This window comes from Gorillibacterium sp. sgz306347 (assembly GCF_059735245.1).
On record NZ_JCAPET010000011.1, the window covers coordinates 77,837 to 93,571 of the forward strand.

Annotated in this window: 11 protein-coding genes and 1 other annotated feature; of the genes, 8 read left to right on the top strand and 3 right to left on the bottom strand. The window is 62.0% G+C overall.

What is annotated here, in order from left to right; all coding sequences use genetic code 11:
- Positions 1-34 precede the first annotated feature (34 nt).
- The gene (locus AC6I6H_RS08415; protein ID WP_497953301.1) at positions 35-1,213 is read left to right on the top strand and encodes a LysM peptidoglycan-binding domain-containing protein; all 1,179 of its coding nucleotides are present in this window, start codon (positions 35-37) and stop codon (positions 1,211-1,213) included.
- 88 nt (positions 1,214-1,301) lie between these two features.
- Here the strand turns inward: AC6I6H_RS08415 and AC6I6H_RS08420 are convergent, their stop codons facing one another.
- On the bottom strand, positions 1,302-1,466 hold the full coding sequence (locus tag AC6I6H_RS08420) for a YszA family small membrane protein (RefSeq protein ID WP_497953302.1): 165 nt from the start codon (positions 1,464-1,466) through the stop codon (positions 1,302-1,304).
- A 180-nt stretch (positions 1,467-1,646) separates the two neighbouring features.
- Positions 1,647-1,891: a binding site (T-box leader), on the top strand.
- An 85-nt stretch (positions 1,892-1,976) separates the two neighbouring features.
- Here AC6I6H_RS08420 and AC6I6H_RS08425 point away from each other — a divergent pair.
- The 6 genes from AC6I6H_RS08425 to AC6I6H_RS08450 all read left to right on the top strand — a co-directional run bounded on the left by AC6I6H_RS08425 (position 1,977) and on the right by AC6I6H_RS08450 (position 10,763).
- Complete coding sequence (locus tag AC6I6H_RS08425) at positions 1,977-4,655, top strand: valine--tRNA ligase (RefSeq protein ID WP_497953303.1); 2,679 nt, start codon at positions 1,977-1,979, stop codon at positions 4,653-4,655.
- A gap of 88 nt (positions 4,656-4,743) precedes the next feature.
- Positions 4,744-6,162 carry a bifunctional folylpolyglutamate synthase/dihydrofolate synthase gene (locus tag AC6I6H_RS08430; RefSeq protein ID WP_497953304.1) on the top strand — a complete coding sequence of 473 codons (1,419 nt, stop codon included), beginning with the start codon at positions 4,744-4,746 and terminating at the stop codon, positions 6,160-6,162.
- A gap of 5 nt (positions 6,163-6,167) precedes the next feature.
- Complete coding sequence (gene murC, locus AC6I6H_RS08435; RefSeq protein WP_497953305.1) at positions 6,168-7,544, top strand: UDP-N-acetylmuramate--L-alanine ligase; 1,377 nt, start codon at positions 6,168-6,170, stop codon at positions 7,542-7,544.
- A gap of 186 nt (positions 7,545-7,730) precedes the next feature.
- Positions 7,731-7,937, top strand: coding sequence for a hypothetical protein (locus tag AC6I6H_RS08440; protein WP_497953306.1), 207 nt, complete (start codon positions 7,731-7,733; stop codon positions 7,935-7,937).
- Between the two features lie 14 nt (positions 7,938-7,951).
- Positions 7,952-8,797: a YCF48-related protein gene (locus tag AC6I6H_RS08445; RefSeq protein ID WP_497953307.1), complete on the top strand. Its 846-nt coding sequence runs from the start codon at positions 7,952-7,954 to the stop codon at positions 8,795-8,797.
- A gap of 67 nt (positions 8,798-8,864) precedes the next feature.
- Positions 8,865-10,763: a hypothetical protein gene (locus tag AC6I6H_RS08450; RefSeq protein WP_497953308.1), complete on the top strand. Its 1,899-nt coding sequence runs from the start codon at positions 8,865-8,867 to the stop codon at positions 10,761-10,763.
- A gap of 165 nt (positions 10,764-10,928) precedes the next feature.
- On the opposite strand, the gene AC6I6H_RS08455 is transcribed toward AC6I6H_RS08450, so the two are convergent.
- Positions 10,929-11,759 carry a hypothetical protein gene (locus AC6I6H_RS08455; protein WP_497953309.1) on the bottom strand — a complete coding sequence of 277 codons (831 nt, stop codon included), beginning with the start codon at positions 11,757-11,759 and terminating at the stop codon, positions 10,929-10,931.
- A 244-nt stretch (positions 11,760-12,003) separates the two neighbouring features.
- Between AC6I6H_RS08455 and ppk1 the strand changes: the two genes are divergently transcribed.
- A complete protein-coding gene (ppk1, locus tag AC6I6H_RS08460) occupies positions 12,004-14,112 on the top strand; it encodes a polyphosphate kinase 1 (RefSeq protein WP_497953310.1) in 2,109 nt (702 codons plus the stop codon).
- On the opposite strand, the gene AC6I6H_RS08465 is transcribed toward ppk1, so the two are convergent.
- Positions 14,057-15,592: a Ppx/GppA phosphatase family protein gene (locus tag AC6I6H_RS08465; RefSeq protein ID WP_497953311.1), complete on the bottom strand. Its 1,536-nt coding sequence runs from the start codon at positions 15,590-15,592 to the stop codon at positions 14,057-14,059. The genes ppk1 and AC6I6H_RS08465 overlap by 56 nt on opposite strands.
- Between the last annotated feature and the right edge of the window lie 143 nt (positions 15,593-15,735).

The window sequence follows — 15,735 nt, forward strand, 5'->3', positions numbered from 1 at the left end:
AGCGTTCGCGAAATACGGGAGGGAGGATGGACGGATGACGGAACGAGGTTCCGGGCTGCGATTTGATATTTACGAACGGGTACATCTGCCGGACGGTCTGGACGGCATTCAAGAACTGGAAGAAGCGGAGCTGACGCCTCATATCCAGGTGGTGGAAGAGGCGGACTGTGCGGTCGTAAAGGGCAATCTCTGGCTGACGGGCACTTACCGGGGGGAAAGCGGAGAAGCCGGGCAAGCCCTGGAGTATTTGATTCCCGTGGAAATCACCATGCCGCTGAACCGCATCGGCAGTCTGGACGACGTGCGCGTCGAGATCGACCAGTTCGACATCGACGCGCTTTCCAGCCGCAGCCTCAATGTGTCCGGCGTGTTATCCCTGCACGGCCTTGGCGCCCTTGCGGCGGACCAGCCGCTTGAACCGGCGTTGGCGGAGGAGCCGGAAGAGGAAGCGGTTGTCGTTCAGGAATGGAGAACCGCGTATGCGGACCAGCCGGAGGAGCTGCAAGCGGAGGAAACGGACGACGCGGTATACGCGGAACAGACGGAAGCGGTCGTGTCGGCCCTGGCTCCGGAGCTGGAGCAGGTTGAGGAGGAAGACGAGCTTTGGGGGGCTTTCCCGGCGTCCGGACAAAGCGGCTTCGCGCCGGTCCGGAGCGAAGCGCAGGAGCCTGCGGCGTTTTACCGGGAGCCGGAGGACGAGTCCGGCTTGGGCTGGGCTGCTCAAGCGGAGGAGGAAGACGAGCCCGCGGACGCCCGCAGCGAAGCCGAACGCGAGGAAGCGGAGGATACGGGACTCGGACTGTTTGCGGCCCCGGATGAACCGTCCGAAGAAGCGGAAGAGGCGCAGGAGAAAGCGCAAGCGCCGGCCGCCCGCGAGCCGATTGTTTCCTTCTCGGCCCAGGGGGGCGAAGCGGCGGCGTTTGCCCATCTGCATTCTCTGGTGCGCAACGAACCGGAGGAACGGACCGAGTCCGCCGAGGCTGAGCCGAAAGACAAGCCGCAGACCGAGACGCTCGAATGGAAAAAGCTGTTTTTCCGCGACAAAGAGACCAACGGCTTCAAAAAGCTGCGCATCTGCATTGTGCAGAAGGACGATACCATGGACTCGATTGCGGAGCGCTACCGGATTAATGCGCGCGAGATCGCCCTGTACAACCGCTTGTCGGGGCAGAGCGTGGGCGAAGGCCAGATTCTGTACATTCCGCCCGCCTGATGCGGCACCTGCCGCCGGGCGCAAGCAAAAAACCGCTCCGAATCCCGGCGACGGGAGGGCGAAGCGGTTTTTTGCCGCAGGCGCGGGTTCAGTACACTTCAAAAAGGAACCCCAGGTACCCGAGAAAAAGCACAAACAATAGCGCCACGTCCAGCGGATTCGGGAGGATCAGGGTCCGCACAAACTGGATGCAGATCAGCGGGAACAAGGCGCTTTTGATGCTGAGCCGGACCTTCCACCACCATTTTTCCACGTCTTCACCTCACTGTCGGAAGCACGTTGCTTTCCCCGGCTCCGCAAACGGCGGAGGGCCGCAGGCCGGGAATGTCCATCATCAGCATATGCGCCGGACAGGCCCGGATATGCCGGTTTCGTCCGCCGCCGATTGACTCGGGGAACGTTTCCCGATATGATAAAGGGAGCAAAAACACCCCCAACAGCTGGGAAAGGGAAGAGTAGGCAGACGCCCCTTCAGAGAGCGGACCGGTTAGCGCTGGAAGGTCCGCGGGTCGCAGGCTGCCGAAGGTCGCCCCGGAGCTGCGGAACCGGAATGAACCGCACAAGGCGTTCGACCGGAAGATCCGCCGGAAGCAGCCGTTACCTGCATTCGAGTGCCGCGCCCGCAAGTGGGCCGGAATGAAGGTGGTACCACGGAAGCACAAGCCTTTCGTCCTTTTTCAGGACGGGGCTTTTTTTGTTGGCCGCAGCTTTATGGAAGCGGCATGGGGGTAGCCCGCAAAGGAATGAAGGAGGCGCATTAACGATGGACGACAAACAAAAAGAAACGAACGAAACCGTTTCGGCCGAAATGCCGACGACGTACGACCCGAAACAGGCCGAGGCCAAATGGGAGGGCTATTGGCGGAAAGGCGGCTACTACAAGGCCGGCCAGCGCAAGGACGCGGAGCCTTTTACCATTGTCATTCCGCCCCCGAACGTCACGGGGATGCTGCACATCGGCCATGCGATGGACCTGACGCTTCAGGACATCATCATCCGCATCAAACGGATGCAGGGCTATGACGCCTTGTGGCTGCCGGGCATGGACCATGCCGGGATCGCCACGCAGGCAAGAGTCGAAGCGAAGCTGCGGGAGCAAGGCGTATCCCGTTACGACCTGGGCCGGGAGAAGTTTCTGGAGCAGGTATGGGAGTGGAAGGAAACCTACGCCGGGACCATCCGCGAGCAGTGGGCCAAGCTCGGCCTGTCGCTCGATTATTCGCGCGAGCGTTTTACGATGGATGAAGGGCTCTCCAAAGCCGTGCGGGAAGTGTTCGTCCGGCTTTACGAGAAAGGCTTGATCTACCGCGGCAAACGGATCATCAATTGGGACCCGCAGGCCCGCACCGCGCTTTCTGATATCGAAGTCGAATACAAGGAAGTTCAGGGCGCGCTTTATCACCTCCGTTATCCGCTGAAGGACGGCAGCGGTTATGTGACGGTCGCCACGACGCGGCCGGAGACGATGCTTGGCGATACGGCGGTGGCGGTTCATCCGAAGGACGAACGCTACGCCGGCATGATCGGCAAAACGCTGGTTCTGCCGGTGGTCGGCCGGGAAATTCCGGTGGTGGCCGACGAATACGTCGACAAGGAGTTCGGCAGCGGCGCCGTCAAAATCACCCCCGCGCACGACCCGAACGACTTTGAGGTCGGCGCGCGCCACAGCCTGGAGCAAATTCTCGTCATGGACGAAACCGGCACCATGAACGCGAACGCCGGCGTGTATCAGGGCCTGGACCGCTTTGAATGCCGCAAGCGCCTCGTGCAGGATCTGAAGGAAGCGGGCGTGCTGGAACGGATCGAGGAGCACGTCCATCAGGTCGGCCACAGCGAACGGACCGGCGCGGTTGTCGAGCCGTACCTGTCGACGCAGTGGTTCGTCCGCATGCAGCCGCTTGCCGACGCCGCCATCGCGGCGCAGAAATCGGACGACGGCGTGCGGTTTGTGCCGGACCGCTTCGAGAAGATCTACCTGAACTGGATCGAAAACATCCGCGACTGGTGCATTTCCCGCCAGCTCTGGTGGGGCCACCGGATTCCGGCCTGGTACTGCGCCGATTGCGGCGAGGTCCATGTTTCCCGCGCGGATGTGACGGCCTGCTCCAAATGCGGAAGCGCCAATCTGACGCAGGACGAGGACGTGCTGGACACCTGGTTCAGCTCCGGGCTGTGGCCGTTCTCCACGCTCGGCTGGCCGGAGGACACGGAAGACCTCAAGCGCTACTACCCGGTCGACGTTCTCGTTACGAGCTACGACATCATTTTCTTCTGGGTGGCCCGGATGATCTTTACCGCGCTCGAATTTACCGGCCAAAAGCCGTTTGACGACGTGCTGATTCACGGCCTGGTGCGCGCGGCCGACGGGCGCAAAATGTCCAAGTCGTTCGGCAACGGCGTCGATCCCCTGGAGGTGATCGACAAGTACGGAACCGATGCGCTGCGTTACATGATCTCGACCGGGAGCACCCCCGGCCAGGACCTGCGGTTCCACTTCGAGCGGGTCGAGCAGGCGCGCAACTTCGCCAACAAGATTTGGAACGCGTCGCGGTTTGTGCGGATGAACCTCGGCGACCTGAAGGCGGAGGACGTGCGCGTGAGCGGCAAGCTCGGAACGGCCGACCGCTGGATTCTGCACCGGCTGAACGAAACGGCCGGCGAAGTGACCCGCCTGGCGGAAGCTTACGAATTTGGCGAAACCGGGCGCGTTCTGTATAATTTCATTTGGGATGACCTGTGCGACTGGTATATCGAATTCAGCAAGCTGGCGCTTTACGGCCAGGACGAGGAAGCCAAAGCCGTTACCCGCTCCGTGCTGGCGTATACGCTGGACCGGACGCTGCGGCTCTTGCATCCGTTCATGCCGTTCCTGACGGAAGAAATCTGGCAGCACCTGCCGCATGAAGGGGAAACGATCTCCCTCGCGCCTTGGCCGGTCCGCTCCGAAGAGCTGGAAGCGCCGGAGGCGGTCCGGGAAATGAACCTGCTGATGGACGCGATCCGCGCGGTTCGCAACATCCGCGCGGAAGTCAACGTGCCGATGAGCAAGAAGGTCGACCTGCTGGTGAAGCCGGCGGATGCGGAAACCGAAGCGATTCTGACCCGCAACGAAGAGTACCTCCGCCGCTTCTGCGGCACGAACCTGCTGGAAATCGGCACGGCGCTTGCGGCGCCCGACAAGGCGATGACCGCGGTCATCACCGGAGCGGAGCTGTTCCTGCCGCTGGCGGGCCTGATCGACATCGCGCAGGAAACCGCGCGGCTGGCGAAGGAGCTGCAGACGCTGAACGGGGAAGTGGAACGCATCGAGAAGAAGCTCGGCAATCCCGGCTTCGTCGCCAAGGCGCCCGCCAAGGTCATCGAAGAGGAAAAGGCCAAGATGGCGGATTACGCCGAGAAGCGCGCCAAAGTGGCGGCCCGCCTTCAGGAGCTGCAAGCCTGATCCCGGGTTTCGGGTGCTGCAAGCGGCAGGAAGAGAAGAGACAATTTAAGCGGATGGTTCATATATATAAAAAAGGATGCGACCTGAAATGATACGGAGCTTGCAGGAGACGGCGGACAAGACCGGGAGCGGGCAAACGCCCGCTTCCCCGTCCCCGTCTTCCCTGAAAACATACGGCGAAGCGGTCGACTGGATCCTCGCGCGGGTGCCTCTTCACGGCATCCGGCAAGGGCTGGAGCGGATGGAACGGATGATGGAGCTGCTGGATCATCCGGAGCGCCGTCTCCGGTTTATTCACGTCGCGGGAACAAACGGCAAAGGCTCCACCTGCGCTTTTTTGACGGAGGCACTGCTTGCGTCGGGGTATGACGTGGGCACGTTTACTTCCCCCTACCTGGAGAAGTTTACGAACCGGCTGCAGTTCAACGGGCAGGACATCCCCGAGGAGGAGCTGCTTCGGCTGACCAACCGGCTGAAGCCGGTCGTCGAGGAAATCGAAGCGACCGGGCTCGGCGCGCCGACCATGTTCGAGATCGTCACGACCATTGCCATTCTTTACTATGCTACGGTCGCGTTCCCCGACTTTGTGGTTTGGGAGGCGGGGCTCGGCGGCAAACGGGACTGCACCAATATCGTGACGCCGGTCGTTTCGGTGATCACCAACATCGGGCATGACCACATGGACATCATCGGTTCGACCGTTGCCGAGATCGCCCGGGAAAAGGCGGGCATCGTCAAGCCCGGCGTTCCGGTGGTGAGCGGAGCGGAGCAGCCGGAGGCCGTGGCCGAGATCGAGGCGGCCTGCCGCGCCTCCCGGTCCACGCTTTACCTGCTGAACCGCAATTACCGGTACCGGCGCGGGGAAGTCCGCGAGCGCGGGCAAATCTTCGATTTTCTCGGCCCGTTCCGGGAGTACCCATCCCTTGAGGTGGGGCTGTCCGGGGAGCACCAATTGAAGAACGCCTCGGCGGCGCTCATGGCGCTGGAGGTTCTCCGCCAGTACGCCGCGATCCGTCTGGAGCCCGAAGAGCTGGCCCGCGCCTTCGCCTCGGCCAAATGGCCGGGGCGGCTGGAGCTTCTGACCGAACGGCCGCGCCTTCTGATTGACGGGGCGCATAACCCCGAGGGCGGGGAGGCGCTTTCCGCCGCTCTTCGGGAAACATACCGGTACCGGAAGCTGAAGGTAATGGTCGGCATGATCAAGGGAAAGGACCACAAAGGCTTTTTGCGGCATTTGCTGCCTCTTGCGGACGAAGTCATTGTAACCGAGCCCGACTACGACAAGAAGTTGAGCGCGGCGGAGCTTGCCGCCCGGGCGGAGGAGCTGCTGGAGGGCGAAAGCCGGCGGCCGGCGCTTGCGGTGGAGCCGGATTGGAAAAAGGCGCTTGACAGGTTGACGGCCGGTACGACGGAAGAGGATCTCGCCCTGGTGGCGGGCACGCTGTACCTGATCTCCGACGTGCGCTCCTGGGTACTGAACCGGTCCGAATCACAAAAAGGTTGGTGAACCAATTGAACAATACGCAACATGTCCATTTTATCGGGATCGGCGGTTACGGCATGAGCGCCATCGCCAAGGTTATGCTGGAGATGGGGTACCGGGTGTCGGGCTCCGATCTCGTCCAGCAGGAGCTGACGGAAAAGCTGGCGGCCAAAGGCGCGCAGGTGTTCATCGGCCACGAAGCCTCAAACGTGCGCGGCGCGGACCTGGTCGTTTATTCTACGGCCCTCTCGGACGACAACGTGGAGAAACGCCAGGCGCAGGAATGGAACATTCCGGTGCTGCACCGCTCCCAGATGCTGGCCCGGCTGATGAACGAGCGCAAGGGCGTCGCCATTGCCGGGGCGCACGGCAAAACGACCACCTCCTCGATGATCGCTTTGGTGCTGGAAAGCTGCGGGCTGGACCCGACCTACATCATCGGCGGCGAGGTGATGAACCTCGGCAGCAACGCCAAAGCCGGAAAAGGCGACTTCGTCATCGCCGAGGCGGATGAAAGCGACGGCTCTTTCCTTCAGTACCATCCGTACATCGCTGTGGTCAACAATATTGAGGCGGACCATCTGGAGCACTATGAAGGCGACTTCGGGAAGCTCCGCCAGGCTTACGCGACCTTCCTCGCGCAGGTGCGCCCGGACGGCAAGGCTGTTTTGTGCGCGGACGATGTCTATTTGCCGGACATCCTGCCGAATCTGCGGCCCACTTCGATCACCTTCGGCATCGAAAACGAAGCGGAGTACCGCGCCTACGACCTGAAGCTCGGAGACCGGAAGGTATCCTTCCAGGTGCGGCATAAGGATCAACCGCTCGGGACCATCACGCTTTCGGTTCCGGGAAAACATAACGTTTACAACGCCCTGGCGACCCTGATCGTCTGCCTGGAAGCCGGTCTTTCGTTCCGGCAGGTAGCCGACGCCATCGTCGAGTTCCGGGGGGCGAAGCGGCGGTTCCAGGTGCTGGGCGACACGGACGGCATTCTCGTCATCGACGATTACGCCCATCACCCGACGGAGATTCAGGCAACCATTACGGCGGCCAAGGCGACGGGCAAACGCATTGTCGCGGTCTTCCAGCCGCAGCGCTACACCCGGACCTTTTTCCTGTTCGAGCAGTTCAGCAAGGCGTTCTCCGAGGCGGACGAGGTGATCATCACCGACATCTACAGCCCCGCGGGGGAAAAACAGATCGAAGGCGTCACTTCGGCCAGGCTGGTGGAGCTGATCCGCCAGAACAGCAACCCCAATGTGAAGCATATGGCGACCAAAGAAGAAGTGCTCGACTACCTGAAAGCCCATGTGCGCTCCGGCGATCTTGTGCTGACGATGGGCGCGGGTGACATCTGGAAGGCGGCCGACGGCCTCGCCAGGTCGCTGCGGGAGCGGGCGTAAGGCGGCGCGGGGAAGCGGAGGGCGGCCCTGCGCGGCGTAACGGAAAGGCTTTTTCCCGGACGGAGGTCCGACGGGGAAAAGCCTTTTTTGCTGCGAAAAAGAAGGCGCGGCGCAGTCCCGGCATGGTAGAATAGGGCTGAACTTTTGTACGGCACCTATTCTTTGAAGCGAAAGGAATATGACCCGATGCTGCGCAAACCCGGCCGTGCTTTACTGGCGCTGATGCTTCTGACACTCCCGCTTTTGCTTTTGGCCGCCTGCTCCAAACCGGAAAGCGTTCCCTTGTCCAAGGAATTGAATTTTATTGAAATGAAGGGAAACGCGCTATTTGCTTACGACAGGGAAGGGCGGCTGTTCGTTCGGATGACTCGGCCCGGCATTTTCGGGATGTGACGCCCGAGGGGCTGATGGACGAGAAAGCCGATTCCTACGGGAGCTTTCTGACCGACCGTCCCTATTACTTCGGCTCCAAAAAGGATATGTGGATCGCCAATGCAAAGGGAGAGCTGTATCGCTCCTATAACGCCGGCCGCAGCTGGAAAAAGATGAAAGAGAAGCTTCCCGGCACTTTTCCGGCGAAGCAAAGCCAGCTTACCTTTCGGGACCCGCTTCACGGTTGGCTGGCAAACGGAGACAGCCTTTACCGGACGGATAACGGCGGCAACACCTGGACGCCGATTGAAGGGCGGCTTCCCGGCTCCGTCCATCAGATTATTTTATTTACGGCGAATGAAGCACTCGTAAGCAGCGTAAATGGCCTTTACCGGACCGTAAACGGGGGAAAGGACTGGACGCCGGTGGAGACGCCGGAGCCGGTTCTGTATGCGCTCCTGTATTTCGAGAACGGGAAAGAAGGCTATCTGACAACGTTTTGGGAAAATGTTCAGCTTCGCTACCGGACAGAGGATGGTGGAGCAACGTGGCGGGACGACATCCGCCTGCCGGAGGAACTGGCCGGCCGTGAGCACTCTTCTCCGGGGGGGAGCCCGTCGAGGCAGGGCATCATCATGTTCCGGACGAACGTCTGGCTCGCTTTTTCCCAGAACGAGGAAATGGGGCTGGAGCAGCTTCACCTGACGGGAGACGGCGGCGAAACCTACCAAAAGCTCGACATCCGCGAAGAAGAGCTGACCGGCGCATTTTTTTGCTTCAGCGGGACGGAACTGCTGATCGCGGCCAAACCGGATGAATACCGGTATACCGAGGATGCGGGAAAAACGTGGGAAACGTTCGCGCCACTCTTGCAAAAATAAATCTTTCATATCCGTCCTGCTTGTTTCATATAAATGATTCTATATGAGACAAGGGAGCGAAGCGGACATGAACAAGGCGCGGCTGACCTATCGTTTTGATCGGGACGGAAAACGGACGGAGGACATCGGCGGCGGCCGTGGGCTTCCTTCCGAGGGCGGAAACGGCCGGGAGCACGGCGAATGGAGCGGGGAAGCTCCGTACCGGGCGGAACGGGAAGATGAGCGCTGGCAGCGCAAAGAGGCCGGTGCGGCATACGAGCGGCCGGTATACACCGAGGAAGAGGAGCTGTACGAAAGCTTTTACCGGGGGGATTACCGGACCGGGACGGCGCGGGAGGGTGAATTTCGCGGAGACGGCCGGGGCGGAAAGGTGGTTTCCCTGTTCGAGCGCGAGGCAAGCCTGCCGGACGACACGGGGCATGTCCGCTTTCCGCTGGAAGGGGAAGCCGGATTGTGGGACGAGACGAATCCGGACGCTGCGGAAGCCAGGCGGATCGAGCAGCTGATCCGGGGGGAGGATTCCCCGCCTGCACGCCAAAATGATCGGGGAAGGCGGGGCGAGCTCCGTTACGGGGAAGAACCGGCGGACCGTACGGAATGGAGAGACCGGCCGGAGCATGCGGAATGGACGGACCGCATGGAGCGAATGGAGCGGACAGGCCGCTACCCTTCCTACGCGGAAGACCGTTTTTCGGATGGGCAGGAGCTGCGGCGCTCATCCGCCAGACCGCATTCGGCGGAAGGTTTGCAAGGACACCCGGATGAGTACGGGGATACCAAACGGTTTGACCGGCGGCCGTCCGCCGACAGCCGCCGGCCCGGCGAATGGGACGGGTACCGGCAGCCGGTGCGGCGCGAGGAGGACGGCAGGCAGCCCGCGTCTCCCCGGCTCCGGGAAAAAACCGGCTATGGGGAGGAGGCCGATTGGCCGGGCTCCCGTTACCGGGCCCGGGAGCCGGATTATCCGCTGTACCGGGATTACCGTGATTATCCGCATTCCGGGAACGGAGGAACGGGAGTCCGGCCCGGCGCTGAAGGCTATTATGAGGAACCGGGCGGCCGGCCTGAATTCCCGGCATTGGACGAGGAAGCATTGAGCGGCTACCGCGTCGTGGAAAGCATGAAACGCCGGCATCGGGCGTGGTTAAAGATCGGGGGCGCTTTGGCGGGCGCTATCATTACCGGCGTTCTGCTGGGCTACTATGTGCTCGGGTTGTTTCCGGGCGCGGCTTCACAGGACGTATCCGAATCCGCCGTTCCCACGGCGCTCGCGGGGGACGCGGCCGGCGGGGCCGCCGCCGCGAATGCCGGGGGAGGCGCCGGTGCGGCGAAGCTGGCTGCGGTCCGTCTCCCGGAGCAGCGCTTTACGCTGCTCCAGAACGGCAAATTCAGCAGCTCGGATACCGCCGGGGCGGCCGCGGAGGCGCTGGATGCGAAGGGTTACGCGTCGGCGACCGAATCCGGCGATTTTTACTCCGTTTACGCCGGCATCGCCTCCGACCGCGAAGGCATCCGCCCGCTGGAGGAGCGGCTGAAAGCCGCGGGCTTTGAAACCTACGCGAAGGAGTTTGCGTTCCCCGCGGTCACCCGGATCGAGTGGAGCGGAGACACCGCTCCGCTCGAAGCTTTTGTGTCCCGGACGGATCAAGTGATCCGGATGATAGCCGGACTGACGCTTGTTCACCTGGAGGAGGACCACCCGACTCCGCTGCAGGGGGAAAGCCTGAGCTCCCTGCAAGCCGCATACGGGGAATGGAGCAAGACGGCCGCGGCCGTAGCTTCCGCCGCGCCGGATAAAGGAGCCGCTGCATTGCGGCAGCTGCGGAACGCTGTGGATACGGCGGAGAAATCGCTGGAGGCGTTCGCCAAGCAGCCGTCCGCTCCGCTGCTCTGGCAGGCGCAGACCAATTTGCTTCAAGGCCTGCTGGCCCAGCAGGAGCTTTACCGGAGTTTGTCCGCCTCCTAAGCGAAGCATAAAAACAACCCCGATTCCGGTTTCAAATGCCGGAGATCGGGGTTGTTTCAGTAAGAAGCAAATAATAATGCCGTGCGGCGGCTACGAAACAACGCCAGCCTCGCGCAGCGGGGCCCGGCCGCCTGAAGCGGCTTCAGCCCTCTGCCGCGTCCGCGCTCAGGCTTCGCTCTGCCCGTCCGCAACCGGCTCCAGCGCGGCCGGCTTGCGCGCGCTCCGCGTCCGTTTCGGCCTGGCCGCAGTCTCTTCCGCCGGCTCTTGCGCGGCGGCCGGCTCCTGCTCAGCCAGCTTGCGCGCGCTCCGCGTCCGCTTCGGCCTGGCCGCAGTCTCTTCCGCCGGCTCTTGTGCGGCAGCCGGCTCCGCTTCCTTCGCGGCGGCGCGCTTCGTCCGCTTGCGGGCCGGCTTGGCGGGCGGCGCGCTTTCCGCTGTCTGCGGCTCGGCCCCGGCGGGCTGCGGAGCTTCCGTCTGCGCCGGTTCGCCGCCCGTCAGATCCGGCTCCGGCTCGCCGTCTGAGCCGCCCGCGCTCGCCGCGGGTTCTTCCGCCGGCTCCGCGGCGGAAACAGGAGCCGCGCCCGCCAGCAGCGTGTCGAGCGCGCGGCTGTATTTGTCCAGCCGCGCCTGCGTTTTATCCGTGGGCTTGCGGAAGCGGAGCGAGGCCATGTTGTCTTGAAGGTCAAAGATTTTTATCCGCCGGGCGAGGGCGTTTTGCTGAATGCGAACAATGAAGTCTTCATAGGATTCCTTTTTGCGCCGGGTCATGGCTTCCACTGCCGCGATAACCTCTTCGGAAAACCCGCTCTTCCGCAGATCCTCCAGGGTAAGCGGAGTGTTTTCCACCGTGTCGTGCAGAACGGCGACCATTTGTTCCTTCTCGGTGCCGGTCCGCAGCATCATGCGCAGCGGGTGAAACACGTACGGATTGCCGCCTTTGTCCGTTTGTCCTTCGTGGCTGCGGGCAGCCAGGATAATGGCTTCGGTAAGTGTGGACACGTTAAAAAGCCTCCTTTGCATGCGGGAACGTTTCTCCCATTGTTTCATATTTTTGCGGGAAAAGAAAGCAAAAGCCGCAGGGCCGCACGCCTGTTCCGGCCCGCCGCCGGACGGGATTCGCCGCCCGCCAAGTGCGGTGTTGCGGCAATGCATAAAATTTAATACAGTCTTAACATTGTTATGCCACAATAGAAGCAGACATGGTACCGAAGCCTTGAAATATAACTCTGTGGGGGATAACCAGGTGACGAAAGCGGAGAAGCGTCCTATCTTGTCCAACTACTTGAACCGCGATTTAAGCTGGATCGAATTTAACCGCCGCGTCCTTGAGGAAGCGCAGGACCCGACGACGCCGCTACTGGAGAAGACGAAGTTTCTCGCCATCGTCTCGTCCAATCTGGACGAGTTCATGAGCGTGCGCGTTGCGGGACTCCGGGACCAGCAGAAAACGGGCTACAACAAAAAGGATTTTACCGGCTACACGCCGACGGGCCTGATCAAACGGATTATGAAACGAACCGCCGCCATGGTGGCGGACCAATACCGCACGTACCGCGAGGTGACCCGTCAGCTGGCCAAAGCGGGCATCCGGATTTTGTCCTACTCGGAGCTGACGGCCACCCAGGCAAACGCGATGGACGAATATTTTCACGACATCGTCTATCCGGTGCTGACCCCGATGGCCATCGATCAGGCCCGGCCTTTTCCGCTGGTGAACAGCCTGGCGCTGTACCTGGCGGTCGTGCTGGCCAAAAAAGGCGAAGAGGCCGGCGACCAGCTGCATTTTGCCATTGTGCGCGTGCCGACGAATCTGTCGCGCCTCGTTCCGGTGCCTTCCCGCACGAAAAGCCGGAAACGCGATTTTATTTTTATGGAAGACCTGATCAAACGGCACATCGAGACGCTGTTTCGGGGGTATTCCCCAGTTTCGGTGGACGGCTTCCGCCTGACCCGGAATTCCGACCTGACGCTGGACGAGGAGGGGGCCGAGGATCTTCTGGAGGAAATCGAAAAGGAGCTGCGCAAGCGCCGCTGGGGCGCGCCCGTCCGGCTGGAGGTGGAGAAGAACATCCATCCGTTCGCGCTGGAGCATCTGATCGAGGAGTTTGAAATACCGGATTCGATCTTCGAAATCGACGGTCCCATGGACCTCGGCGGACTGATGAAGCTCGGGGACCAGCTGAAGGATCTGACCTCGCTGAAGTACCCGGAGGCGCCGGCCGTGTATCCGCGCGAATTTCCCGACGATGAAAGCATGTTCTCCGTGCTCGGGAAGCGGGACGTACTGCTTTATCACCCTTACGAGTCGTTTGATGCGGTCAATGATTTCATCCTTGAGGCGGCCGAGGACCCCCGGGTGCTGGCTATCAAAATCACGCTGTACCGGGTCAGCGGCAACTCGCTTCTTGTCCGCGCGCTTGAGCGGGCGGCGGAGGAGGGCAAGCAGGTTACCGTCGCGCTGGAGCTCAAGGCCCGGTTCGACGAAGAACGGAACATCGCCTGGGCCAAACGGCTGGAGAAGGCGGGCTGCCACGTCGTTTACGGGCTGGTGGGGCTCAAAACCCACGCCAAGCTGACCCAGGTCGTCCGGCAGGAGGAAAAGGGCCTGAAGCGGTACATTCATGTCGGGACGGGGAATTATAACGAAAACACGGCCCGGCTGTATACGGATGTCGGTTTGTTCACTTCCGTCGCCGAGATCGGGGAAGACGTGTCGACGCTGTTCAATGAAATCACGGGGTATTCGGAAACGACGGGGCTGAAATCGCTGGTGGCGGCGCCCAAATACATGAGCGGCTCGCTGTCGCGGCTGATCCGCCGGGAAGCCGAAAATGCGCTTCAAGGGAAACCGGCGCGGATCATCGCCAAGATGAACTCGCTGTCGAACCAGGAAGTGATTGACGACCTGTACGCCGCTTCGCAGGCGGGCGTACGCATCGATCTGATCGTGCGGGGCGTTTGCTGCTTGCGGCCGGGCGTTCCGGGGCTGAGCGAAACGATCACGGTGCGCAGCATTGTGGACCGGTATCTGGAGCATTCGCGGCTGTTTTACTTCGAGAACGGAGGGGAATCGGAGGCGTGGCTGTCCAGCGCGGACTGGATGACGCGAAACCTCACCCGGCGGGTCGAGGTGATGTACCCGGTGCGCCAGCCGGAAATCCGCGACACGATCGTCCGCATCCTGAATCTGCACATGAAGGACAATGTGAAGGCCCGGATCTTGCAGCAGAACGGCCTGTACCTCCGTCCCGAGACGGAAGACAAGCCGTTCCGCAGCCAGTTTGAAGCGGCAGCGATCAGCTTGTGGAAGGTTCCGGAAGAAGGCGAAGGGGAAAGCCCCAAATCTTCCTGAAGTCCTTGGCAAGCTCCCCGGCTTCCGCAAGCTCGGGAACCGTCGTTTCCGCGGCCGCCAGCACGATTTCGGGCGAGCCGGTCCGGCTGATGCGCACGTTTAAATCGCGGACCGCCTGGCGGTGCCCGGCGTCCAGGGCGACGGCAAGCTGGAGCAGCGTGCCGAGGGCGATGGCGGCGTTCAGGTCGTCCTCGTTCAGCAAATCCCGGTGGGCTTCATAAGCCTTCCGGGTTTTTTTCTTGCCCGTGTGGGAGGCGATCAGCGCGGCCACGGCGATTTCACGGTGCGACAGCCCGTTCAGGCGCGAGTGGGTCATCAAATAATAGGTATGCGCCGGAAACGTATAGAAGCTGACGACCGTTCCGATCCGGTACAGCAGCGAAGCGGCGTGCAGGCAGACCCGGTATTCGGGATTCAGCCCGCAGATGTCCTGCAGCCCGTCGAACAGCTTGAGCGCCAGCCGGTTCACATGCACGCTGTGGGTAGGCGGAGAAAACGCCGACTGGCGGAGCAGGGCGTTAATGCCGTGGTCCAGCACGTTCTCCACGAGGGGATTGTCCGGCATGACGGTCTGGTAATAGACGCCTTCGCGAAGTCCCGAGCCGCTGACGACAAACCGGGGCGGGCGCACCCGTTCCAGGACGGCTTGCAGGATCAGCGCTCCCGGCACAATGATGTCCACCCGGTCGGATGCCAGCCCGTCCAGCTTGGCCCGCTCCTCCTGGCCCAGGTCAGCCAGATAGCCGACGGTATCGGCCACCGTTTCGCGGTCCATGCGGAAATTATGGGTGATCGGCAGAGAATAGCGGGTCCGGCGCTGGACAAGCTTGGCGAGGGTGCGGACCGTTCCGCCCATGCCGATGAGCGGGAAGCCGGGGTATTCCGCGATCCAGGGCTCCCCGTCGAGCGACTCCCGCACCATTTCCGCAATCCGCTCCGCGGCTTCCTTGTCCGCCGTGCCGGAAGGCGCGTAACGGGCCGCCGTGTTGACCGCACCAAACGGAAACGAGACGCTCCGCTCGATTTTCCGGTCGCGGAACAGCGTGATCTCGGTGCTACCGCCGCCGATGTCGATCAGGAATCCGTCGGGCTCGCGGAGCGAATTCATCGCGCCGAGAAACCCGTACCGCGCCTCGTCCAGGTCGCTGGCGATTTCGACCCGGATGCCGGTTTTGGTTTCGACGAACGCCGCGATTTCCTCCGAGTTGGCCGCGTTGCGGATCGCCGCCGTGGCCACCGCCCGGATAAAGCTGACGCGGTAGGATTGGCATATGCTTGCAAAAAGGTTCAGCGTATCGGTGAGAACCGTCAGATCGGCGAGCGGAAGGCGGCCGTCCGGGGCTACCTTTTTGATCAGCCGGATCGTTTTTTTGCTTTCCTCGACAATCCGGTGCATGCCGTCTCCAACGTCCTCGTAGACAACCAGGCGGACGGAGTTGGAGCCGATGTCGATGATACCGAAGCGGGTGCTCTCGTTCATGGGACCTCCTGACCAGCGCGCCGTGAGGCGACGTCCGGGAAACCGTCCCGGTTCGTTTGCGGCGGGCTGAAAATAATGACTAATTGTATCATGATTGCCTCGCGGAGGCCAATTCGCGTCCGTTGTCAGGCAGCCGTTTCCGA